The 23,169-nt window shown below is 48.9% G+C and carries 18 protein-coding genes; 6 read left to right on the top strand and 12 right to left on the bottom strand.

Features of this window, described 5'->3' with window-relative positions; translation table 11 throughout:
* The 4 genes from DWX32_RS07130 to DWX32_RS07115 form a co-directional block, all read right to left on the bottom strand.
* Positions 1-1,014: an ABC transporter ATP-binding protein gene (locus DWX32_RS07130; RefSeq protein ID WP_055226726.1), complete on the bottom strand. Its 1,014-nt coding sequence runs from the start codon at positions 1,012-1,014 to the stop codon at positions 1-3.
* Positions 1,015-1,029: 15 nt separating this feature from the next.
* Positions 1,030-1,914 (bottom strand): ABC transporter permease subunit, encoded by an 885-nt coding sequence (locus DWX32_RS07125; protein ID WP_055226724.1) that lies wholly within the window; start codon positions 1,912-1,914, stop codon positions 1,030-1,032.
* 12 nt (positions 1,915-1,926) lie between these two features.
* Positions 1,927-2,847: an ABC transporter permease gene (locus tag DWX32_RS07120; protein ID WP_022463233.1), complete on the bottom strand. Its 921-nt coding sequence runs from the start codon at positions 2,845-2,847 to the stop codon at positions 1,927-1,929.
* A 140-nt stretch (positions 2,848-2,987) separates the two neighbouring features.
* Positions 2,988-4,688, bottom strand: a complete 1,701-nt coding sequence (locus DWX32_RS07115; RefSeq protein WP_118601396.1) for a glutathione ABC transporter substrate-binding protein — start codon at positions 4,686-4,688, stop codon at positions 2,988-2,990.
* Between the two features lie 287 nt (positions 4,689-4,975).
* Here DWX32_RS07115 and DWX32_RS07110 point away from each other — a divergent pair, with 287 nt between their 5' ends.
* On the top strand, positions 4,976-6,946 hold the full coding sequence (locus DWX32_RS07110; protein WP_022463231.1) for a sigma 54-interacting transcriptional regulator: 1,971 nt from the start codon (positions 4,976-4,978) through the stop codon (positions 6,944-6,946).
* 1 nt (position 6,947) lies between these two features.
* Here DWX32_RS07110 and DWX32_RS07105 read toward each other — a convergent pair whose 3' ends face one another.
* The 4 genes from DWX32_RS07105 to DWX32_RS07090 all read right to left on the bottom strand — a co-directional run bounded on the left by DWX32_RS07105 (position 6,948) and on the right by DWX32_RS07090 (position 11,103).
* Positions 6,948-8,015: a P1 family peptidase gene (locus DWX32_RS07105; protein WP_118659510.1), complete on the bottom strand. Its 1,068-nt coding sequence runs from the start codon at positions 8,013-8,015 to the stop codon at positions 6,948-6,950.
* Between the two features lie 380 nt (positions 8,016-8,395).
* A complete protein-coding gene (gene spoVG, locus DWX32_RS07100; RefSeq protein ID WP_022463229.1) occupies positions 8,396-8,686 on the bottom strand; it encodes a septation regulator SpoVG in 291 nt (96 codons plus the stop codon).
* A gap of 28 nt (positions 8,687-8,714) precedes the next feature.
* Positions 8,715-9,830: a glucose-1-phosphate adenylyltransferase subunit GlgD gene (gene glgD, locus DWX32_RS07095; RefSeq protein WP_055226716.1), complete on the bottom strand. Its 1,116-nt coding sequence runs from the start codon at positions 9,828-9,830 to the stop codon at positions 8,715-8,717.
* A 1-nt stretch (position 9,831) separates the two neighbouring features.
* Positions 9,832-11,103 (bottom strand): glucose-1-phosphate adenylyltransferase, encoded by a 1,272-nt coding sequence (locus DWX32_RS07090; protein WP_022463227.1) that lies wholly within the window; start codon positions 11,101-11,103, stop codon positions 9,832-9,834.
* Between the two features lie 546 nt (positions 11,104-11,649).
* Here DWX32_RS07090 and murC point away from each other — a divergent pair.
* The 5 genes from murC to DWX32_RS07065 all read left to right on the top strand — a co-directional run bounded on the left by murC (position 11,650) and on the right by DWX32_RS07065 (position 19,604).
* A complete protein-coding gene (murC, locus tag DWX32_RS07085) occupies positions 11,650-13,041 on the top strand; it encodes a UDP-N-acetylmuramate--L-alanine ligase (protein ID WP_118659508.1) in 1,392 nt (463 codons plus the stop codon).
* Positions 13,042-13,577: 536 nt separating this feature from the next.
* On the top strand, positions 13,578-14,741 hold the full coding sequence (locus tag DWX32_RS07080; protein ID WP_117813530.1) for a DnaD domain protein: 1,164 nt from the start codon (positions 13,578-13,580) through the stop codon (positions 14,739-14,741).
* A 21-nt stretch (positions 14,742-14,762) separates the two neighbouring features.
* Complete coding sequence (locus tag DWX32_RS07075) at positions 14,763-15,761, top strand: ATP-binding protein (protein WP_055219220.1); 999 nt, start codon at positions 14,763-14,765, stop codon at positions 15,759-15,761.
* Positions 15,758-16,948, top strand: coding sequence for a ribose-phosphate pyrophosphokinase (locus DWX32_RS07070; RefSeq protein WP_022463223.1), 1,191 nt, complete (start codon positions 15,758-15,760; stop codon positions 16,946-16,948). Before DWX32_RS07075 ends, DWX32_RS07070 begins: the two co-directional genes overlap by 4 nt.
* Before the next feature lie 223 nt (positions 16,949-17,171).
* Positions 17,172-19,604 carry a GH36-type glycosyl hydrolase domain-containing protein gene (locus DWX32_RS07065; protein WP_118659506.1) on the top strand — a complete coding sequence of 811 codons (2,433 nt, stop codon included), beginning with the start codon at positions 17,172-17,174 and terminating at the stop codon, positions 19,602-19,604.
* Positions 19,605-19,696: 92 nt separating this feature from the next.
* Here the strand turns inward: DWX32_RS07065 and DWX32_RS07060 are convergent, their stop codons facing one another.
* Genes DWX32_RS07060 through DWX32_RS07045 form a run of 4 tightly spaced genes read right to left on the bottom strand, consistent with a single transcriptional unit; the run spans position 19,697 to position 23,114 of the window.
* Positions 19,697-20,476 carry a tRNA threonylcarbamoyladenosine dehydratase gene (locus DWX32_RS07060; RefSeq protein WP_117805046.1) on the bottom strand — a complete coding sequence of 260 codons (780 nt, stop codon included), beginning with the start codon at positions 20,474-20,476 and terminating at the stop codon, positions 19,697-19,699.
* A gap of 45 nt (positions 20,477-20,521) precedes the next feature.
* The gene (locus DWX32_RS07055) at positions 20,522-20,977 is read right to left on the bottom strand and encodes a threonine/serine exporter family protein (RefSeq protein ID WP_055265624.1); all 456 of its coding nucleotides are present in this window, start codon (positions 20,975-20,977) and stop codon (positions 20,522-20,524) included.
* A complete protein-coding gene (locus DWX32_RS07050) occupies positions 20,974-21,756 on the bottom strand; it encodes a threonine/serine exporter family protein (protein WP_055265622.1) in 783 nt (260 codons plus the stop codon). The genes DWX32_RS07055 and DWX32_RS07050 overlap by 4 nt, the downstream gene beginning before the upstream one ends.
* Positions 21,753-23,114: an MATE family efflux transporter gene (locus DWX32_RS07045; protein WP_055219324.1), complete on the bottom strand. Its 1,362-nt coding sequence runs from the start codon at positions 23,112-23,114 to the stop codon at positions 21,753-21,755. The genes DWX32_RS07050 and DWX32_RS07045 overlap by 4 nt, the downstream gene beginning before the upstream one ends.
* Between the last annotated feature and the right edge of the window lie 55 nt (positions 23,115-23,169).

The following is a 23,169-nucleotide window of genomic DNA, read 5'->3' as shown; positions in this document are numbered from 1 at the left end:
CTAGTCACCTGCCTTCTCTACATGATCTGTTTTGAGCTGTCCGCTTTCGCAGAGCCAGCATCTGCTGATATGGCCTTCCTCGATCTGGAAAAATCCCGGTTCTTCCTCGCGGCATTTTTCCGAAGCGTATGGACATCGCGGCTCAAATTTGCAGCCTTTCGGCATATATTTCGGGTTTGGAACGTTACCCGGAATCGACTTCAGTTCTTTTCCGGCGTCTCCCAGTCTCGGAATCGATCCCAGCAGTCCCTTCGTATACGGGTGGGACGGATTGGCGAAAATTGTTTTTACATCTCCGCGCTCTACCACGCGGCCGCAGTACATAACGGCAACATCATCGCAGACCTCTGCGACAACACCAAGATCATGTGTAATAAACAGGATCGATGTACCTGTCTCTTTTTTCAGCTGATTCATCAGATCCAGTATCTGTGCCTGAATCGTTACATCCAGTGCAGTCGTCGGCTCATCCGCAATCAGGATTTCCGGCTTGCATACAAGTGCCATGGCAATCATGACCCTCTGTCTCTGGCCGCCGGAAAGCTGGAACGGATACTCCTTCATCATATGTTCCACACGCGGAACACCGGTTTTCCGGAGCATATCTTCCGCCTTTTTCAGTGCCTCTTTTTTTGATATTTTTTCGTGCTGCAGAACACATTCTGCCACCTGGTCCCCAATCTTCATGACCGGGTTCAGACTGGTCATCGGTTCCTGGAAAATCATGGAAATTTTGCTTCCGCGCAGCTTTCTCTGCTGTTCCTTCGTCAGCTTTACAATATCATCGCCATCCAGCAGGATTTCGCCATCAGCAATTTTTCCTTTCGTTCCGGCCAGTAATCCCATCACAGAGAGGGATGTCACGCTCTTTCCACTTCCCGACTCGCCTACGATGCCAAGCGTTGCGCCGCGTCGAAGCTTCACATCGACACCGTCTACTGCTTTGATCACACCGCCATCGGTATAGAAATACGTATGTAAATTTTTTATCTCAAGTACGTTATCAGTAGCCACTTCTGCTCCTCCTTATCAATCGGAAAGTTTCGGATCGAGTGCATCGCGAAGTCCGTCGCCTAACAGGTTAAAGCTCAGTACGGTAAGGAAAATCGCAAGACCCGGGAAAATCGTCACATACATTGCGCTCGTCATATAGTTTCTTCCGTTGGAAAGAAGCAGTCCCCATTCCGGTGTCGGCGGCTGTGCTCCCATTCCCAGGAAGGAAAGGCTCGATGCCGTCAGAATGGAAGATCCAAACGACATGGAATACTGTACAATGATATCCGGAATGGCTCCCGGCAGAATGTGGTGAAACAGAATTCTCGCATCGGAAACACCGATGTTCCGTGCCGCCAGGACAAAAACGGAATTTTTCAGGGTCAGCGTTTTGCTTCGGACAAGTCGTGCAAAGGTCGGTGTAGAAAAGACAGCGACCGCAATCACAACGTTTGTCATGCCGCTTCCGAGGATTGCCACGATGGCGATTGCAAGAATCAGTCCCGGAAAAGCGAACAGGACATCGCAGATTCTCATAATAATAGAATCAATCCATCCGCCGTAATATCCGGCCAGAAGTCCGAGAATGGTACCACAGACTGCACCGACCGTAACAGCGCCGAATCCGACTGCAAGTGAAATCCGGGTTCCACAGACGATACGGGAAAACAGATCCCGTCCAAACTCATCCGTTCCAAACAGGTGCTTCATACTTGGTCCCTGCAGAATCGCATTATAATCATACTCATTGATTCCGTACGGCACAATTTTGCTTCCGAAAAACGCAAGGAAAATGAGAAAAATGATAAAACAAAGCGCAACTACTGCATTTTTCTGTTTTTTAAATTTTCGAACCATCTCAGAAAACGGAGTTTTAATTCTCTCCTGGTTCTCGGTCTGTACTTTTTTCTTTTCTTTCATTCCACTCATCTCCTACTGAAGTTTAATTTCCGGATTCAGAACCGCATAGAGGATATCGACAATCAGGTTGATGACGATAAACTGCAGCGAAAAGATCAGAATCAGGGACTGGATTGCCGGATAATCTCTGTAATTGACCGATTCAATCAGAAGGGAGCCAAGGCCAGGATAGGCAAATACCGTTTCTGTGACAACAGAACCTCCCAGCAGAAAGCCGAACTGCAGACCCACAACCGTCACGACGGAGATCATGGAGTTGCGGAAAACATGCTTCCAGATCACAACCTTTTCTTTGATTCCTTTTGCTCTTGCTGTTCTGACGTAATCTTCTTTTAAAACCTCAATAATGGAGGATCTTGTAAATCGTGCGATCACGGCTGCAATTCCGACGCCGAGCGTGATCGACGGCATAATCAGACTTTTCAGGCTTGTTCCGCTTGTTGTCGGCAGAATTCGCAGTTTTACCGCAAACAGCATAATCAGCAGAAAGCCGATCCAGAACGAGGGGAGTGAAATACCCGAGACCGCAATCGTCATTCCGGTATAATCCTGCCATTTTCCCCGGTGTGTTCCGGACCACACACCAAAGAGCACACCAACAACCGAGCTCCACAGCAATGTGACAAATGCCAGACGGACGGTATTTCCGAATCTTCCCGCAATTTCCTTTGTAACCGGCTGCTTTGTTCGAAGGGAGGTTCCGAGATTTCCTTTTAAAAGTCCTGTCACGTAGGTAACATACTGTGTCGGAATGGATTTATTGAGGCCAAGCTCTTCTCTTACTGCCTCTACGTCATCCTGTGTTGCCTGCTCTCCTGCAACGAGTCTCGCCGGATCTCCCGGAATCAGGCGGACAAAGAAAAATACAAATGTAACAACAATAATCAGTGTGGGGATCGTACCCACAATACGCTTCAGTATATATTTTGGCATATTGTATCTCCTACTTTCATGCTTATCCTACAGGTACAATCCCACGGATCACTGCCTGCTTTCCTGTTTGTAAGAAACCGGCACCCTCTTTTGATGGAAGGACGCCGGGGTCTTTTTCATATCCTTATTTCAGTCTGCCGTTATTCGGCTGCCATTCTGGCATTTCTCATGCCGATGCTTCCATCGCCTAACAGATATACTCCGGTAATGTTGTTGCTGGTTGCCCAGATGTTTTTATCACTTGCGATGCAGAGCAGCGGAAGATCCTTCCATACAGTATCCTGTACTTCTGCATAGATCTCACCACGTTTGTCTTCATCTGCTGTTGCAAGACCATCTTTGAGAAGCTGATCTACTTTTTCATTCTCATAGTAGCTGATATTGAAGCTCATCGGCGGCTCAGACTCGGTTGCCAGCATCGGGCGAAGTCCCCAGTCAGCATCACCGGTGGAAGTAGACCATCCGCTTAAGTAGCAGTCTACCTCGGCATCTGCTCCTGCGCAGTCAGCTCCCTGAACCTTTTCATTCAGAACGGCATTTTCCATTCCGTTCAATTCCAGATCAATACCAACCTCAGAAAGCTGCTGTTTGTAGAACTCTGCTTTTTTCTGATTTGCTGTCGTGTTGCTGTACATCAGTGTTGTGGTAAATCCATCCGGATATCCTGCTTCCTTTAACAGCTCTTTTGCTTTTTCCGGATCGTAGGAATACGGATCATTTCCTTTGTAGTGCTGTACTTCTTCTCCTACCATAGAAGTTGCCACAGAACCGTAACCGTTCATAACGACCTGGATATATGCCTCTTTGTTGATTGCATAAGCCATTGCCTCACGAACCTTAACATCGTTGAACGGTGCTTTCTGTGTATTCATGAAGAAGTACCATACGGCGATGCTGTCGCCCATTCCAACGGATACGTTGCTGTCACCTTTTAAGGTGTCAACGCTTTCGGTCGGTACAGACCACATAATCTGTGCGTCACCTGCCTGAATTGCAGATACACGGGTAGCACTTTCTGCAACCGGTTTGAATGTGATGCTCTTAAATCCTGCATCCGCATCTGCCAGAGCAGTTCCGCCGCAGACGTCTGCATCATATCCCCACCAGTCTTTGTTCAGCTCTACTTTCATATGGTCACCGGCAACCCACTCAACAAATTTGTACTGGCCGGTTCCTACCGGTGCCTGTGCACAGGCATCTTCTCCTGCTTCAATCTGTTTCGGGCTCATGATCAGCGTAGCCGGATGTGCCAGGTTGCTGATGAAAGCACCGAATGACTGTGATAAATAGATTTTAACGGTATAATCATCTACCTTCTCTGCATGATCCAGAACATTGCAGAGGAATGTAGTACGTTTCAGTCCAAGGCTCTTATCTGCCCATTTGTTTACGTTTGCAATCAGGGCATCTGCATTCCACGGAGTTCCATCGGTAAAGCTTACGCCCTCACGAAGATGGATCGTATACTCGGTTGCTTCATCATTTGCTTCGTAGCTGGTTGCCAGCATCGGAATGATCTGCATATTCTCATCAAATCCAAACAGACCGTCCATCATCATTCGCTGTACGCCACCGGAAAGTGTATCGGAAGTATCCATCGGATCCATGGTGGTAAAGTCTACAGCTACCATTGCCGTAATATCAGAATCCTGGGATACCGACTCGCCTGCCGGAATCGTGATGGTATTCTCCGTACCTGCTTCTGAACCGGATGAGGTCGATGCAGCGGATGCTGTTGATGTGCTCTTACTTGTGTCAGAAGAACCTGTCGATCCACATGCTGTCAGTGCCAGTGCCGTTGCTGCTGCAACCAGAGCACGCATTACATGTCTTTTTTTCATTGTTGTCTCCTCCTTTTCTGCAAGTGTTGCTGTTTTCTTTGTTCTTTCTTTTCACAGATAACAGAACCATGATATAAAAAAGAGCAAAGATGCCTTACCTTTTTTTACAGCCCCTTTGCTTAATCGGTATTATAGATGTAATGCGTCACTATGTCAAAGCATTCTTCCTGATTTTTTCTTTTCTTTTTTGTCTTTTTGCATTTAGGTTGTTTATTTTCGTCAAAAATGATATAATTATCCTAATTTTTAACCCATTACCACTTTTTAGCAGGAAAAGAGGTCCCTTTATGAACAGAAAACAAAAGCTTGGCAACGTATTGATCATTTCTTCCCGGAAACGAATGCTTTCCGAATTTCAGTCTTATCTTCACTCCGTGCTCGGTGAATATCTCACCTTCAACACCCTTTTAAGAGAGCAGGCCACAGACCCCTCTCTCTTCCGGGGATACCAGTGCGTCCTTTTTCCAAGCGTCCGCGCCATGGAAACCTTTCCGCTTACCCTTGACTCCTCCATTTTGCAGCTCCCCTGCGACCGCGTTTTCAACCATATGTTCCTGGATAAAATCATTCAGATTCCGCCGCACGAACGTGTCTATCTGGTAAACGATGATAAATATTCCACGCTCGCTATCATTTCCCAGCTTGAGGAATGCGGCATCACACAATATGACTTTGTTCCGTTTTATCCCGGATGCAAAGATACCGAGTCTGACATTCAGTTTGCCATCACCGCCGGCGAGCCGCAGCTCGTTCCTTCCCGCATTCCCAATGTGCTGGATATCGGCAACCGCATCATCGATATTTCCACTATTTTACAGCTCTGCGAATATTTCAACATTCCTCTGCAGACCGTAAACCGTGTATCGCGCAATTATGTCAATCAGATTCTTCACACCGTCAAGACCTCAGAAACTTACTATACAAATTATGTACAGACCGAACAGCTCATGCAGGTTATCCTGTTCTCTCTTCCCATTGGCATCTGTCTGTTTGGTGCGGATGGCCGCATTCAGTTCATGAACGCTAAATTTGCACATGCCTTCTCGCTTCCTTCCTCCAACTTTGAAGGACAGCCTTTTTCGGAATGTCTTCCGCCTGCCTACGCGGACACTGCTTTCGACCGCAACGGTGACTGGACCATTCTCCTTTCGGATCAGAAAACACAGATCACGTTAAGCGTTCTCTCTATGGTTTTTCCAGATACAGAACCTGTTTTTCTTGCGTTTCTTCCCGAGAGCAGATCCATGGAAATGTCGGTATCGAAAGACGAAAAAACGGAAGAAAGCACTTTTTTCGCTTCCTCCCGTACCTTTTCCCTTTCCCTGTCCCACGCAGATTCCGTCCAGAATCTGATGGCGCAGGCCAGACATCTTGCACTCTTTGATTTTCCGATTCTGATCCAGGGAGAAAGCGGTACACAGCGCCGGACACTCGCACGTGCGATCCACAATTTTTCGCGCCGCCACCATTATCCGTTTTCTGTTCTTCATTCTCCGGGAAATGATCTGACCGAAGCCTCCCTGCTCCGGCTTCTTGCCGAAACCAACCATGGCACACTCGTCCTTTCCCAGGTGGACCGTTTTCCGCTTTCCATTCAGGATCTGCTGGTCAATGTTCTTACCAATGTTCATGGTAACTTCTTTTCCGCACCGGAAACCCGCCGTTTCGATGTGCGTATCATTGCTATTGCGGATGATAACCTTTATAAAAAAGTAGAAAAAGGAACCTTCCTGCGGGAGCTTTTTCACCTTTTAAGTGCTTCCGAGCTTCAGACAGTCCCGATCCGCAGACGCAGGGAGGATATTCCCGATCTTCTCAATTACTTTCTGCTTCAGTTTTTCCACAACACCGATATGACCTGCGACCGGATCTTTTCGGAAGGGCTTCTGCGCTTTCTGAAGGAATATGCGTACCCCGGAAATATTCATGAGCTGTACAATCTGTCCTGCAGCCTGTTTACCCGGTACAGCAGCCATAAGCTGCAGCTTTCCGATCTGCCGACATACCTCCGTTCCCGCCAGATGGCTGACGTTTCCCTCACCGCCCTTCAATATCAGGTTCTTTCTTTCGTATCGACGCATCCGAAAGCAGGCCGCCTGGCAATCAAAAACGGACTGGCCGACGGAGAAACCTTTGTATCCGAAGCGGCTCTGCGCACCGTACTCGGAGAGCTTTCTTCCGCCGGTTATCTCATCGTGCACCGGACAAAAGGCGGATGTGAAATTTCCGAGCTGGGGCGTATGGTTCTGGAAAAATAATTTATTTCAGAAATCCCGGTATTTCCAGAAATTCTGCAAGGCTGCGGTATCTGGCTCCGTCCAGGCCTCTTTTTTCCTTTGCGGTTACCATAGAGTTCAGGATCGCTTCCTCCACAGCCTCTGCCGCTGCTTCAAATGCCTCGTTGATTTTTTCTTCTTTTATCCGGGCACACACTTCCACCTCACATGTACTCTTTGTGTCTACGCGGTTTGCTGTTGTAAATCCGATCATGATTTCACCGCTTCCGTGGCCGGTGTAGGCTCCTGTTCTGGCGATTCCAACTCCACAGCGGCGGATAATCCGGTACAGCTGCCGCTCTGATACCGGAAGGTCTGTTGCCAGAACCGTCATAATTGATCCCCGGTCTTCGGCGCTGCTTCCGCATTCTTCCTTCCGGATCCGCTCCAGAATCTTCTCTCCTGCCGGTTTTCCACTGATTTTCAAATCTCTGGTTGCCCCGAAATTTGACTGTACCAGAACACCAATGGTATATGTTTTTCCGTCAAGCACCAGCGTGCGGGATGCTGATCCGATTCCCCCTTTCAGCCCATAGCAGATAGTTCCTGTTCCGGCACCGATATCACCTTCCGCAAAGTCTGTATCCGCCTGCTCCAGTGCATGATACAGCTCTTTTTCCCCCACTACCCGGTTACAAATCTCATTGATTCTCGAATCATTACATTCTCCGACAACCGGATTGATGGAAAAAACATCTTCCCCTTCTTTTCGGGTCTGCTGTATCATCCATGAAATCATGGCATCCGCCATTTTTCCGACATTCAGTGTATTGGTCAGGGCAATGGGCGTTTCAAGAGTTCCGAGCTCCTGTACCTGCACAAGACCGCACGTTTTCCCGAAACCGTTATGCACGTAGGCAGACGCCAGGTACTTTTTCAGAAACGGATTGCCTTCTCCCGGCACAATCACCGTCACTCCGGTATGCTGATTGCCACTTTCCACCGTCGCATGGCCTACCCGCACACCGGGCACATCCGTAATTTTGTTTCGCGGTCCATTTTCATGATGTCCGATCCGATATCCGTAATCACTGATTCTTTTCTGTTTCATCCTGTTTCCTCCTCTTTTTATGATGTACTCCCGGAATTTTTCAGCTCACGCAAATACAGGCACAAAAAAGACTCCGAAGATACATTTTTCTCTCACTTTACGCTCTCTTCTCTCTTCTGTCCATACCTCTTCCCACAATTTTTCTTCTTTTCTTTATATTTTTTCCATTTCTTTTAGAATTTGGACACACTTTGCTCACATATTCCTTTTATAATAAAGCTCGGATAGTTGATAAACCACTCACTATCTCCCCCCTCATAAAAAGATGGCGATATACTTTTGTATATCGTCATCTTTGTTTTTACTGACAAAAACGCCCCCGGGCGGAAAACGTAACCACTTCCGTTTTCCGCCCGGGGGCATTCTTTCTTCCTTTTTGCTCAGGCCTCTGCAGCAGCTTCCTCTGCTTCCGCTTCTGCCATCGCCTGTTCGTACTGTTTCAGGATAATGGTCTGAATTTTTTCTCTGGTTCCGGAGTTGATCGGATGTGCGATATCGCGGTACTCCCCGTCCGTAGCCTTACGGCTCGGCATTGCGATGAACAGTCCTTTTTCTCCTTCAATCACCTTGATATCATGTACAACAAATTCGTCATCGATTGTGATAGACACAACCGCCTTCATTTTTCCTTCTTTTGTTACCTTGCGTACTCTCACGTCTGTAATGTTCATAAACTTTTATGCCCCTTTCACCCCATAATCAGATGGCGTATCTTTCGTTTTTTTCGACAACAATTTTGATGCCGTCCTCCCCACAGTGATAGGAGTTTGCACGGATGGTGTCCCTGCTCTCCACAATACAGTTTTCAATGTGAGTGTTGTCTCCGAGATATACATCATTTAAGATGATAGAATTTTTAATCACACAGTTGTTTCCAACATATACCTTCTTGAACAAAACAGAGTTCTCAACCTGTCCGTTGATGATACAGCCGCTGGATACAAGAGAATTTTTCACTGTGCAGCCAGGATTGTATTTTGCCGGCGGAAGATCGTCGATCTTGGAGTAGATGCCCGGATACTGTCCGAAGAAGTAATCTCTTACCTCCGGTTTGAGGAAATCCATGTTGGTTCTGTAATAGGAATCTACGGTAGCAATGTTGCTCCAGTAGGTATTGATCTTGTATCCGTAAATCCGTTTCAGGTTTTTGTAACGGATTAAAATATCCTTTACAAAGTCGTAGCGGTCTTCCTGTGCGCTGCGCTCAATCATTTCGATCAGCTGGCGACGGCGGATGACATAGATACCGGTAGAGATCACGTTGGAGCTCGAAACCATCGGTTTTTCCTCGAACTCCTCGATGCGGCAGTCCTCATTCATCTTCAGGACGCCGAAGCGGCTGGTATCTGCTTCCTTTGAATCCGTGCATACCACGGTAACATCCGCACGTTTTGCAATATGATATTCCAGTACCTTATTGAAATCCAGTTTGTATACGCCATCTCCCGATGCGATGACTACGTACGGTTCATGGCTGTTTTTCAGCCAGCTCAGGTTCTGACTGATCGCGTCTGCCGTTCCACGGTACCACCAGCTGTTATCTGATGTAACGGTTGGAGAAAATACAAACAGACCGCCATGTTTTCTTCCGAAATCCCACCATTTGGAAGAGCTCAAATGTTCATTTAAGGATCTGGCGTTGTACTGTGTCAGGACAGCCACCTTCTGAATATGAGAGTTTGCCATGCTTGACAGCGCAAAATCGATGCTGCGGAAGCTGCCTGCGACCGGCATAGCTGCAACGGCTCTTTTATTGGACAGCTCTCTCATTTTGTTGTTGTTACCGCCTGCAAGAATAATTCCCAATGCTCTCATATTACTCACCGTCCTTTTCTACAATTGCTCCGCCGGACGGAAGTGTGCCATCCGGGTAATCCTCAAGGGAAGTTTCGCCGGAAATGCAGACATTCTTTCCAATGGTTACGCCATCCGGAATGACTGCCTTTTCTCCAACGGTCACAAGTCCGAATCCGTAAATATTCGGTTTTAAGACGTTCGGCGCTTCCTCGCCAACGCCCATCACAACATGTTTGCCGACATGTACGTTTTCTGCAATAATGGCCTTATTGACCTGGGTTCCCTCGCCGATTGTGCTGTGGCGCATAATAATAGAATCTCTTACAACAACACCCTTTTCAATGCGCACATCCGCACCGATGACGGAATTATGTACCTCTCCGTAGATTTCAGCGCCCTCGCCGATAATACAGCGGTCGATGACAGCGTCCCCGGAAACATACTGCGGACGGATGATATCACCTTTGGTATAGATCTTCCAGAACTCCTCATATAAATTGAATTCCGGAATAATATCGATCAGCTCCATATTTGCTTCCCAGTATGAGCCAAGCGTTCCGACATCTTTCCAGTAGCCGTTGAACTCATACGCAAACAGACGTTTTCCATTGTCGCGGCAGTACGGCAGAATGTGTTTTCCGAAGTCACAGCTCGGCTGATCCTTCAGGGCTGTCAGAGATTCCTTTAATGCTTTCCAGCTGAAAATATAGATACCCATAGAAGCGAGGTTGCTTCTCGGGTGCTCCGGTTTTTCTTCAAATTCGGTAATTCTTCCGTTTCCGTCTGTGATCATGACACCGAAACGGCTTGCTTCTTCGATCGGTACCGGCATACATGCGATGGTCACATCTGCGTGGTTTGCTTTGTGATAGTCAAGCATCACCTCGTAATCCATTTTGTAAATGTGGTCGCCGGAAAGAATCAGAACATATTCTGGATTGTATGTTTCCATATAAGCCATGTTCTGGTAAATTGCATTTGCAGTTCCTGTATACCATTCGCTGTTTGTACTTTTTTCGTATGGCGGCAGAACGGTTACGCCGCCCTCGTTTTTATCGAGATCCCACGGAATACCGATTCCGATATGGGTATTCAGCCGCAGCGGCTGATACTGGGTCAGTACGCCTACCGTATCAATTCCTGAATTGATACAATTACTGAGCGGGAAGTCGATGATTCGATACTTTCCGCCAAATGCTACTGCCGGTTTTGCCACTTTCTCCGTGAGCACACCGAGACGGCTTCCCTGACCGCCTGCCAGCAGCATTGCTATCATCTCTTTCTTAATCATGCAATCACCTCTTGTCGTATCTAAAGATTTGCAGTAACTGTAAGAATGTACGGCATACTTCCTGTCTGCCTTCAGAAATGATCCCCTGTCGGTCCTGGCTTTTCATATCCACGCACTTCTTTGATAACTACAAGGTAAATTATACCACACTTCCGTCACATTGTGAACGTTTTTTATAATTTTTCTTTATTTTTTTCTTATATTTTATTACTTTTGACTATACATTTTTCAGCTTGTCAGAATCGCTTCATGATTTTCAACAATTTTCGACAATCCGTCTATTTTTTTTACCAGTTTTTTGTCATTTCCCGTCGTTTTCATTTTGCACATAGTCTGCTCCATAATGTTTATTTATTATTTTTTATTTCATTTTCATTTTCCTTTGCTTTTTTTCTTTTACTTTTCCGGCAAATACGTGTATACTATTAGCCAGAACAGTTCCGGCCGGATTCCGGGGAAACGGCTTTGGATTTTACTCTGTTCTTTCCTATGATTAATTGAAAAAATTTCCCCAATTCAGTGAAAAGACACATTGAAGGAGATACTATGTACGAAGTAGATTTCAGTAAACCAATCCATATACATTTTATCGGCATCGGCGGCATCAGCATGAGCGGCCTTGCTGAAATTCTTTTAAAAGAAAATTTTACGATTTCCGGTTCCGATGCAAAGGAAAGTGACCTGACCCGCCACCTGACTTCTCTTGGCGCGCAGGTTTTCTACGGCCAGAAGGCGGAAAATATCATTCCTGGCATCGACCTTGTCGTTTACACCGCAGCGATCCACCCGGACAATCCGGAATTTGCCGCCGCCAAAGCTGCCGGTGTTCCGATGCTGACCCGTGCCGAGCTGCTCGGACAGATCATGCGCAACTACGATACACCGATCGCCGTTTCCGGTACACACGGAAAGACGACAACAACTTCTATGCTCTCCCACATTCTGATGGCCGCTGACTGCGATCCGACTATTTCTGTCGGCGGTATTCTTCCGTCCATCGGCGGAAATATCCGTGTCGGCCATTCCGAAACCTTCCTGACCGAGGCATGCGAGTATACCAACAGTTTCTTAAGCTTCTTCCCGAAAATCGGCATTATCCTCAACATGGATGCAGACCATCTCGATTTCTTCAAGGATATCGATGACATCCGCCACTCCTTCCGTGCGTTTGCCCGTCTGCTCCCGACCGACGGCATGCTGATTATCAATGCCGATACGCCGAAATACGATTACGTGACCGAAGGTCTTGGCTGTAAGGTTGTCACCTACGCACTGGAGAACCAGGCTGCTGCTGACTATACCGCTGCCAATATTACCTACGATGAGCTGGATCACCCATCCTTCGACTGCATCTGCCGTGGCGAGCTGCGCGGTCGCTATACGCTGATGGTTCCGGGACTTCACAACGTTTCCAACGCCCTGGCTGCCATTGCACTGGCCGATGAACTGCAGCTGCCGGAAAACGCTATCCACGAAGGCTTTGCCACCTTCCGCGGAACCGACCGCCGTTTCCAGTATAAAGGTACATACCACGGAGCAAAGGTGATCGACGATTATGCGCATCATCCAACCGAAATCCGTGCAACGATGGAAGCCGCTGAAAACTGTGCGCACAGAACACTGTGGTGCGTCTTCCAGCCGCATACCTACACCAGAACGAAAGCGCTGCTCGATGATTTCGCCGCCGCTCTTTCCCTGGCAGACCATGTGGTTCTCGCCGATATTTACGCAGCCAGAGAAACCGATACGCTCGGCATCTCCTCCAAAGATATCCAGGAGCGCATTGTAAAACTCGGCACTGCCTGCGAATATTTCCCATCCTTTGCGGAAATCGAAAACTATCTGAACGAAAATCTTGCCGAGGGCGACATGCTGATCACCATGGGTGCCGGAGACGTTGTAAAAATCGGTGAGGAGCTTCTTGCTTCCGAAAAATAAAATCATTCTTTCGCTTTACCTGCTCCCTGTGGAAAATGGAGTTTTCCTTTTTTCCACAGGGTCTTTTTTTGCTCCGAATCCACACAATCTGTCTTTTCGCCAAATAGTTACGCACATTTTTATTCACAGCTATTTTCCTGTATTTTCGCCTGTTTTCAGAGTTATCCACATTATCCACAATTTTATACACATTTTTACGATCCACACAATGTGGATTTCCTGTGTATAACTTTGTTTACATAACGATATCACCAGAAAGTCCTATACTTCCCTGTTTTCCTCCATTTTTCAACATTTTTGGTAGATGATAATATTTCACAAAACGGATTTCTCCACATTATCCACATTGTCCACAGTCCTTTTTCATCCACCGTGCCTTTTTCCTGGAATGTTTTTTCCGCAAAACACCTATTCACTTGTCGAAAATACTGTGTTATACTTGATTGTGTATGAGAAGGCAAGACGTATAATAAAAAACAGATCGCTAAAAGTAAAAATCTGCCGCACGATAAGAACAGGATGGTGTAATTTTGAGTATGCTGACATTAAACAATGACTGCCTGGCCAGTGTGACTGCTGTGCCGGATCTTTTTCTGGAACAATATATGCCCGCAGCCAACGGAGAATTTGTAAAAGTGTACCTTTATCTGCTGAAGCTGGTCAAAGACCATCAGCAGGATTCCACTCTGTCATCGATGGCAGATTTTTTTTCCTGCACGGAAAACGATATCGTCCGGGCGCTGAAATACTGGGAGAAGCAGGGACTCCTCTCGCTCTCCTACACCGCCGGGGAAAGCGTTCCGACCGGAATCGCCTTTCTGCCGCTTGTCCGGAAGGAAGAAAGCGGAATCCTTCCAACACCGGAATCCTCGATTTCCGGCCCGATTGCGGCTGCACCGGCTGTTTCTGCTGTATCCGTTGAAATCCCGCAGACGGAACAGACCCCGGCTCCATCACCACAGCCGGCCGTTTCTGCCCCATCTGCCTCTTCTCCGGCAGATGATCTTTCCAGTTCCGGTATTTCCGGACAGTCAGTAGAAAAAAAACACGCTCCCGGCAGCCGCGAAGAACTGCAGCACGTTCTTTACGTTGCGCAGACGTATTTCGGTCATCTTCTGTCGCCGACGGAAATCGAATGCATCATGTTTTTCTATGATGATCTCCACTTTTCCGCGGATCTTCTGGAATACCTGGTGGAATACTGTGTTTCGAAGGGAAGCACCAGCATCCACTACCTGAAAAAGGTAGGACTCGCCTGGCAGGAAAGCGGAATCCGCGATGTTGCCTCTGCCAAACAGGAGACCACGACATTCAACAAACATTACTACACAATTTTGAAAGCATTCGGCATCCGCAACCGCGCACCGGTGGAAAAAGAAGCCGAGATGATGGACCGCTGGCTGAATACCTACGGTTTTACGATTGATCTTATCACCGAAGCCTGTCAGCGCACCGTTTCCAAGATCGGCCAGCCGAGCTTCCAGTACGCGGAAGGCATTCTCTCCAAATGGAAGGAACAGGGCGTCCGCTCCATGGCAGACGTCGAACAGCGCGATGCGGAGCACCAGAAAAGGAAGAAAACCGCTTCTGATCAGAATGCGGCACGAAAAACCGCTCCTGCTGCTTCAAGTAACCGCTTCAACAATTTCCATCAGAGAGAATACGACTACCAGAAGTTAGAAGAACAGCTTCTGAAATAACGCCCGGAGGACGAAACAACTATGGCACTGACAAACCCGCAATACGATGCGATTATGCGCATGTACAACGAACGGCAGCTCCGCCACCAGAGAGAACAGCAGGAGCACATCCGCATTGCTTATGAAAAGATTCCGCGCCTTGCGGAAATCGACGCCGAGATTGCATCCCTCTCGGTCCGGAAAGCAAAAGCGATGCTGAACGGAGACGCTTCCATGGATCTCGACCTGAATGCTGCCATCCGTGACCGTTCCCAGGAACGCGCGGCGCTCCTTTCCATGCACGGCTACCCGGCAGACTATCTCGAGCTGACGTATGACTGCCCGCTCTGCCGCGACACCGGCTACATCAACGGCACGCAGAAATGCGCCTGCTTCAAAAAAGCTGCCGTCGATCTTCTGTACCGGCAGTCCAACGTGGAGGAGCTTCTGAAAGCCGAAAATTTCAGCCAGTTCTCTCTGGATTACTACTCGGACAGCCTGACCAGTACCGGAACACCGCTCACTTCCCGCGAGGCCGCTGCTGCCGCGCTCGAAAAAAGCCAGGCGTTCGTCCGCAATTTCGGCTCGTCGTTTGAAAATCTCTTCTTTTACGGCGACACCGGTGTCGGAAAAACGTTTCTTTCGCACTGTATTGCCCGCGAGCTGATCGAGCAGTCGTTCTGTGTGATTTATTTTACTGCATTTGATCTGTTTGACCTGTTTGCACGCTACACCTTTTCCAGTTCAGAAGAAGCAAAAGACGCTCACGCCAATATCTTTGACTGCGATCTTCTGATCATCGATGATTTAGGTACGGAACTGACCAACAGCTTCGTCTCTTCCCAGCTCTTTCTCTGCATCAACGAACGCATCCTGCGGAAGAAATCGACGATCATCTCCACGAACCTGCCCCTTGACCGCTTCATGGAGACGTACTCGGAACGTACCTTTTCACGAATTTCAAGTAACTACACCATCATTAAACTTTTTGGAAACGATATTCGGATCCAGAAAAAACTTTTGGGAGGAACCAAAGCATGAGTAAGGGAACTGAAGGACATTTTGACACACTGCCAATAGGAAGACTGGGACTGATCCCGCTGAACAGCAGCGCCGCACTTGGAAAAAAGGTCGACGATTATCTGGTCAGCTGGAGAAAAGGACGCGGCAATGAATTTGCGGAAAAATATGTCGCTGCCTATGAAGGATATGAGCGTGACAGCTACATTATCCAGTCTCAGGTTCCGCGTTTCGGTTCAGGCGAGGCAAAGGGTATCATCAACGAATCTGTCCGCGGTGACGATATCTACATTCTGCTCGATGTCTGCAACTACAGCCTGACCTATTCTCTGTGCGGCTACACCAACCACATGTCTCCGGACGACCACTTCCAGGATCTGAAGCGTGTCATCGCAGCCATCGGTGGAAAAGCCCGCAGAATCAATGTCATTATGCCATTCCTGTATGAGAGCCGCCAGCACAAGAGATCTGGAAGAGAGTCTCTCGACTGCGCACTTGGTCTGCAGGAGCTGACTGCTATGGGCGTAGAAAACATCATCACCTTCGACGCTCACGACCCGCGTGTCCAGAACGCGATTCCGCTGCATGGATTTGAAACCATCCAGCCGGCTTACCAGTTCATCAAAAACATCCTGCGCAATGCACCGGATATGAAGCTCGACAAGGATCATCTGATGGTCATCAGCCCGGATGAGGGCGGTATGGGCCGTGCGATCTACATGGCAAACAACCTCGGTGTTGACATGGGTATGTTCTACAAACGCCGCGACTACTCTACCATCATTGACGGACGCAACCCGATCGTTGCCCATGAGTTTCTCGGTGCTGATGTCAAAGGTAAGGATATGATCATCATCGACGATATGATCTCCTCCGGCGAGAGTATGCTGGAAGTTGCCAAACTCTTAAAGGATCGTGAGGCACGCAACATCTACATGTGCTCGACCTTCGGACTGTTCACCAGTGGACTGGAGAAATTCGACAAGGCTTATGAGGAAGGACTCTTCACAAAAGTTCTGACCACCAACGTCGTATACCAGACACCGGAGCTTCTCTCCCGCGAATATTACATCAGCTGCGACCTGAGCAAATATATCGCTCTCATCATCGACAAGCTGAATCACGACGCCTCCATCAGCGGACTGCTGGATCCGGCGGATCGTATTCAGAAAGTTATTAAGAAATTTAAGAATCACGAGAAGATCTGATATTCCAGGGTTCGAATTTGGAACCCGCCAAACATGAGGAAGTAGCGCCAGCGGATTCCGAATATTTGCAGAATCGCGGAACAATTCGTGAATATCCACAAACGCCGAAACTGTCACGAAAACGGTTTCGGCGTTTTTTTATATTTTTAGCAAATTCTTGCTAGTTTTTTCTTTTTTCGGCTGTATAATGAAATTACATTGTACGACGAAGGAGGTATCACACATGCAATTTGGACATTTTGATGATGCGAAAAAAGAGTATGTCATCACAAGCCCGAAGACTCCGCTTCCGTGGATCAACTATCTGGGATCTGAGAACTTCTTTTCTCTGATTTCCAATACCTGCGGCGGATACAGCTTCTACAAGGACGCAAAACTTCTGCGTCTGACCCGTTACCGTTATAACGATACGCCGCTCGATCAGAACGGACGCTACTACTACATCAAGGACGGCGATACCGTCTGGAACCCGGGCTGGCAGCCGACCCAGACGCCGCTCGATTCCTACGAGTGCCATCATGGCCTTGGCTACAGCCGCTTTGTTTCTTCCAAAAACTTAGTTGCCGCTGAACTGACCGCTTTTGTTCCGCTGGCAGATTCCTGCGAAGTAAACCGTCTCATGCTGACCAACAACGGCACCGAAGAAAAAACACTGGCTCTGACTTCTTTTGTAGAGTTCTGCTTCTGGAACGCCGTGGACGATATGACCAACTTCCAGAGAAACTTCAGCATCGGCGAAGTTGAGATCCAGGGTTCTGAGATTTACCACAAAACTGAGTACCGCGAGCGCCGCAGACATTACGCTGTTTATGCAGTCAACTGCCCGATCGACGGATACGATACCGACCGCGACGCTTTCCTTGGCGCTTACCGCGGAAATGACCGCCCGGAGACCGTTCTGCGCGGCACTGCAGGCAACACCGTTGCCAGCGGATGGGGTGTGATCGGTTCCCACCACATCGACGTTACCTTAAAACCAGGCGAGTCCCGCTCCTTTATCTTCGTTCTCGGCTACTGTGAGAATGCAGCGGATGACAAATGGGAAGCTCCTGGCGTGATCAACAAAAAACCGGCAAAAGAGATGCTCTCCCACTATCAGACCGACGAGCAGGTTGACGCAGCACTTGCAGAGCTTGCTTCCTACTGGGAAGGCCTGCTGGCAAAATATGCGCTCTCCTGTGCAGATGAAAAACTGGGACGCATGGTCAACATCTGGAACCAGTATCAGTGTATGGTTACCTTCAACATGTCCCGTTCCGCATCCTACTTTGAGTCCGGCACCGGCCGTGGCATGGGCTTCCGTGACTCCTGCCAGGATCTGCTCGGCTTCGTTCATCTGATCCCGGACCGCGCAAGAGAGCGTCTGCTCGATATTGCCGCTACCCAGTTTGAAGACGGAAGCGCATACCATCAGTACCAGCCACTGACGAAAAAAGGAAACATGGATATCGGAAGCGGCTTCAACGATGACCCGCTCTGGCTGATCGCCGGATGTGCCGCCTATATCAAAGAGACCGGAGATTTCTCTATTCTCGACGAGCAGGTTGATTTCGACAACGATTCCACCAAGGCTCAGCCTCTGATGGAGCACCTGAAACGTTCCTTCGACTTTACCGTAACCCATCTCGGACCGCACAAACTGCCGCTCATCGGCCGTGCAGACTGGAATGACTGTCTGAACCTGAACTGCTTCTCTGCAGAGCCGGGCGAACCGTTCCAGACGACAGGACCTTCCGAGGGACCGGTTGCTGAGTCCATTTTCATCGCCGCTATGTTCGTAAAATACGGCAAAGAGTACGCAGCCATCTGCCGCCGCAGAGGCAATGAGGAAGAAGCTGTTTACGCAGAAAAAGAAGTCGAAAAAGTTTACCAGGCAGTGCTCGATGCAGGCTGGGACGGCGAGTGGTTCCTGCGTGCGTATGACGCTGCAGGTGAAAAAGTCGGCTCCAAGGAATGTGAGGAAGGCAAGATCTATATCGAGCCGCAGGGCTTCTGTGTTCTTGCTGAAATCGGCGTCAAAGAGGGACTGGCTGAAAAAGCACTGACTTCTGTCAAAAATATTCTGGAAACCAAATATGGCGTTGTTCTTCTGCAGCCGGCTTACACCAAGTATTACCTGAATCTTGGTGAGGTTTCCTCCTATCCGCCGGGATACAAAGAGAATGCTGGTATCTTCTGCCACAACAACCCATGGATCTCCATCGCTGAGACCGTTGTCGGCCACGGAAACCGCGCATTTGATCTGTACCGCAAGATCTGCCCGGCTTACATTGAGGACATCAGCGAGATCCACCGCACCGAGCCGTACGTCTACTCTCAGATGATCGCCGGAAAAGACGCTGCCCACTTCGGTGAGGCAAAGAACTCCTGGCTGACCGGTACTGCCGCATGGACTTTTGTCAATGTTTCCCAGTACATCCTCGGCATTCAGCCGGATTACGACGGACTTTCCTTAAATCCGTGTATTCCGTCCGATATGGAAGAGTTCAAGATCCGCAGATACTTCCGCGGTGCATGGTATAACATCACCTTCCAGAATCCGGAGCACAGGGAGAAAGGTATTTCTTCCCTCACGGTAAACGGAACCGCAGTAGAAGGAAATCTGATTCCGCTCACCGAAGGCTGCACCGAATATGATGTTGTTGCCGTAATGTAATTTTTCAAATTTCAAATCTCCATAAACATAAGGCGAGCCCCGGAAAGCACAACTGCTTTTCCGGGGCTCGTCCCTTTTATTCTTATGTTTTCTTACGGTAACTGCCGTCTCTCTCTGACACCGGAAAGATCTTTGATGACCTCTCCCGCCAGAATCAGTCCTGCTACGGACGGCACAAACGCTACGCTGCCCGGGATATCACGCCGCTCCGTGCATTTTCTTGCAGCTCCCGGAGGACAAATGCAATTTGTCCGGCAGCTGATGCTCATATCCTCAAGCGGACGGAGGGATTTTTCCTCTGAATAGACCACTTTCAGTTTCTTCACGCCGCGTTTTTTCATCTCACGCCGCATGACCTTTGCCAGCGGACACATGTTCGTTTTATAGATATCCGCCACGCGGAACTTCGTCGGGTCCAGCTTGTTTCCAGCTCCCATGCAGCTGATGACCGGCACATTGCACGCTTTGGCGCGCATGATAATCTCAATCTTCGCTGTCACGGTATCAACAGCATCCACCACGTATGAATACTTCGAAAAATCAAAATCGTCCGCATTTTCCGGCAGATAAAAGCATTTGTATACCTCTACCTCCGCTTTCGGATTGATATCCAGAATGCGTTCTTTCATTACGTCTACTTTATATTTTCCGACACTGCTTCTCGTCGCAATAATCTGACGGTTGATGTTGGTGAGGCAGACCTTATCATCGTCTACCAGCACAAAATGGCCGACACCGCTTCTTGCCAGCGCCTCTACGGTATATCCGCCTACGCCGCCGATACCGAAAACGGCAACGGTTGCATTCGCCAGAAGATCCATGCTCTCCTGTCCGAGCAGAAGCTGTGTTCTGGAAAACTGATTCAATGCCATTTGTTTTCCTTCCTCCTTGTTTATAATCTCTACTACAATAATAGGTTATTTGCTTTTGTCTGTCAACACCTTACGGAACCAGCTCTGCGGAAACTCAAAAACAAGGAGAATGCCAAGCACAATCGCAACTGCATCCTTCAGTGTCAGAAATCCTCTTGCACCGGCGCGCTCCAGATCATTGGTTACCACGTAAAAAGCAGTCCAGTAGATGCCGCTTCCCGGCACCAGCGGGAAAATACCCGCAATCAGAAATACCGTTACCGGGCAGCGCTTGTACACCGCAAAGCTGCGCGACAGAAGGATGACGAGCACCGTTGCAAAAAAGATGGATACCGGCTCTGTCGTATGCGGGAGGAACAGTTTGTAGCAGATCCAGCCGCAGGCACCTGCCAGTCCGCAGTACAGGTAGTATTTCCGCGGCACCTGGAACAGCAGCGCAAACGCAATCGTTCCGACGCAGGCTGCAAAAAATTCCGCAATTAAACGAATGGTATCACTCATAGCTGCAGCCCTCCCGCCAGTTGATGATATCCTGTGATAATCAGTCCGACGCCAAGCGCAATACAGAATGTCACAAGCAGCGCATCGAGCATCCGCACGGAACCAGCGATGTAGTCCTGATCCGCAATATCACGGATGGCGTTCGTGAAATTGACACCGGGCACCAGCGGAATAATCGAACCGATGATGACCTTGTCCAGATGATGGCCGATCCCCGCCTGATACAGAAAAACGGCAATCAGTGTGACAAGCGCGCCGCCGGAAATATTCGTCGCAATCTTTGACATTCTGCCGCGCAGCAGGTACAGCAGATAGAAGTACAGAACAAAGCCCGACAGAAACGCTACCATGCTGTCCACCACATCGCCGCCGAACAGAAAACAGAAGCACGCGCTTCCGACACCGGATGCAAGCACCTGGTGCCATCTTGGTTTGTCCGGCATCCGCTGAATGTCGAGCAGCCAGGCCTTCGCCTCTTTCGGCGCGTGCAGCCCCTCCTCGATTTCGCGGGAGAGCTGGTTGACTGCCGTTACCTTGTCGAGCCGCGCCGCCGACAGCGGAATGTGACGCACGCGGGCAAATTCCTGCTTTTTTCCACTCTCAGCAGTCAGGAAAATACCACTGCTCAACACAAACGCATCGCTGGAGTTGACGCCATACGCCCGCGCAATGCGGTCGATCGTCTCCTCCACACGGAAGATTTCCGCGCCGCTCGCCAGCAGGATGTCTCCCGCCAGCGATGCCACATCAAGCGCTTCTCTCGTCGATTCTGCGTTCATCCTTGTTTTCCTCCTTTTTCAAAGCCGTATACCCATTTTCCTTTCAAAAACAGATACAGGAAAATGACAGAACTGATACTCCAGGTCAGCGGGTAAGCCCAGAAAATCACGCGGATATCCGGGATCAGCCGGACCGTCACGGTAATGTAGCTGACGCGGAACAGGCACCAGACGCAGAGCATGACAACCATGGGAACCGAAGCGTGCCCGGAACCGCGGAGCACAGCCGCGATGCAATGAGAAAATGCCAGCAGAAAATAAAACAGTGCAATCGTTCTCGCCTGCATCACGCCGCAATGGACAACGGCCGGATCGCTGTTAAACGCCGCAATCAAAGTCGGTGCGGCTGCATAGATCACAAACCCGATCAGCTCGGCGATGGTAATGGAACAGAGAATGCCAAACCGCGCTCCTTTTTTCGCCCGGTCATACTGTTTTGCACCGAGATTCTGGCTGACAAACGTCGTTAATGCCATCGTAAAGCATGTAACCGGAAGGAATGCAAAACCCTCGATTTTTGCATATGAACCGCAGCCTGCCATCGCCATTTTCCCGAATGCATTGATGTTCGTCTGCACGAAAACGTTTGCGATCGAAATAACCGAGTTCTGGAAACCGGACGGCACACCGTTGCGGATAATCTCGCCAAGCGCCCGGCCGTCGAAACGGATTTTGCGGATATGAAGACGATACTCTTCCTTCGTCCGCAGCAGATGGATCATGCAGAGAATCGCGCTTGTGAACTGGGAAATGACCGTTGCAAGCGCCGCCGCACCGACCCCAAGGCCAAGGCCGCCGATAAAAAGCAGATCGAGCGCAACATTGATGCACGATGACACGATCAGATAGATCAGCGGGTGACGGCTGTCGCCGACGGACTGCAGGATGCCGACGAAAATGTTATACATGATAAAACCAAGAGATCCTGCAAAATAGGTACGGAAATATTCGACGGACTGCGGCAGGACATCGGACGGTGTTCCCATCAGCACAAGGATTTTCGGCGCCAGATACATGCCAAGCACAGTCAGCGCTGCACCGGCCGCCAGGCCGAACGCCACGGTCGTATGGATCGCTTTCTGCAGATCTTCCCGGTTTTTCGCTCCGTAATACCTTGCAATCACGACACCGGCGCCCATTGCGATACCGTTAATAAAACCAACCATCAGAAAGATCAGATTGCCCGAAGAGCTGACCGCTGCCAGCGCATTGCTTCCCAGAAAATTTCCTACGATCAGCGAGTCGGCCGTGTTGTACAACTGCTGGAACAGATTGCCAAGAAACAGCGGAATCGCAAACAGAATCATCTTTTTCGAAATGCTGCCCTCCGTCATTCTTGTCTTACTTTCTGCACTCATTCGTAAAAACCCCCATTTCTTTTTCGTACAGTCAAAACCGGTCATCCACAGGTTT

It is taken from the genome of Blautia sp. AF19-13LB (assembly GCF_003479105.1).
In the GTDB taxonomy this organism is placed as follows: Bacteria; Bacillota; Clostridia; order Lachnospirales; family Lachnospiraceae; genus Fusicatenibacter; species Fusicatenibacter saccharivorans.
Note: the sequence above shows the minus strand (reverse complement) of the source record. Positions and strands in the feature narration are given on the sequence as shown.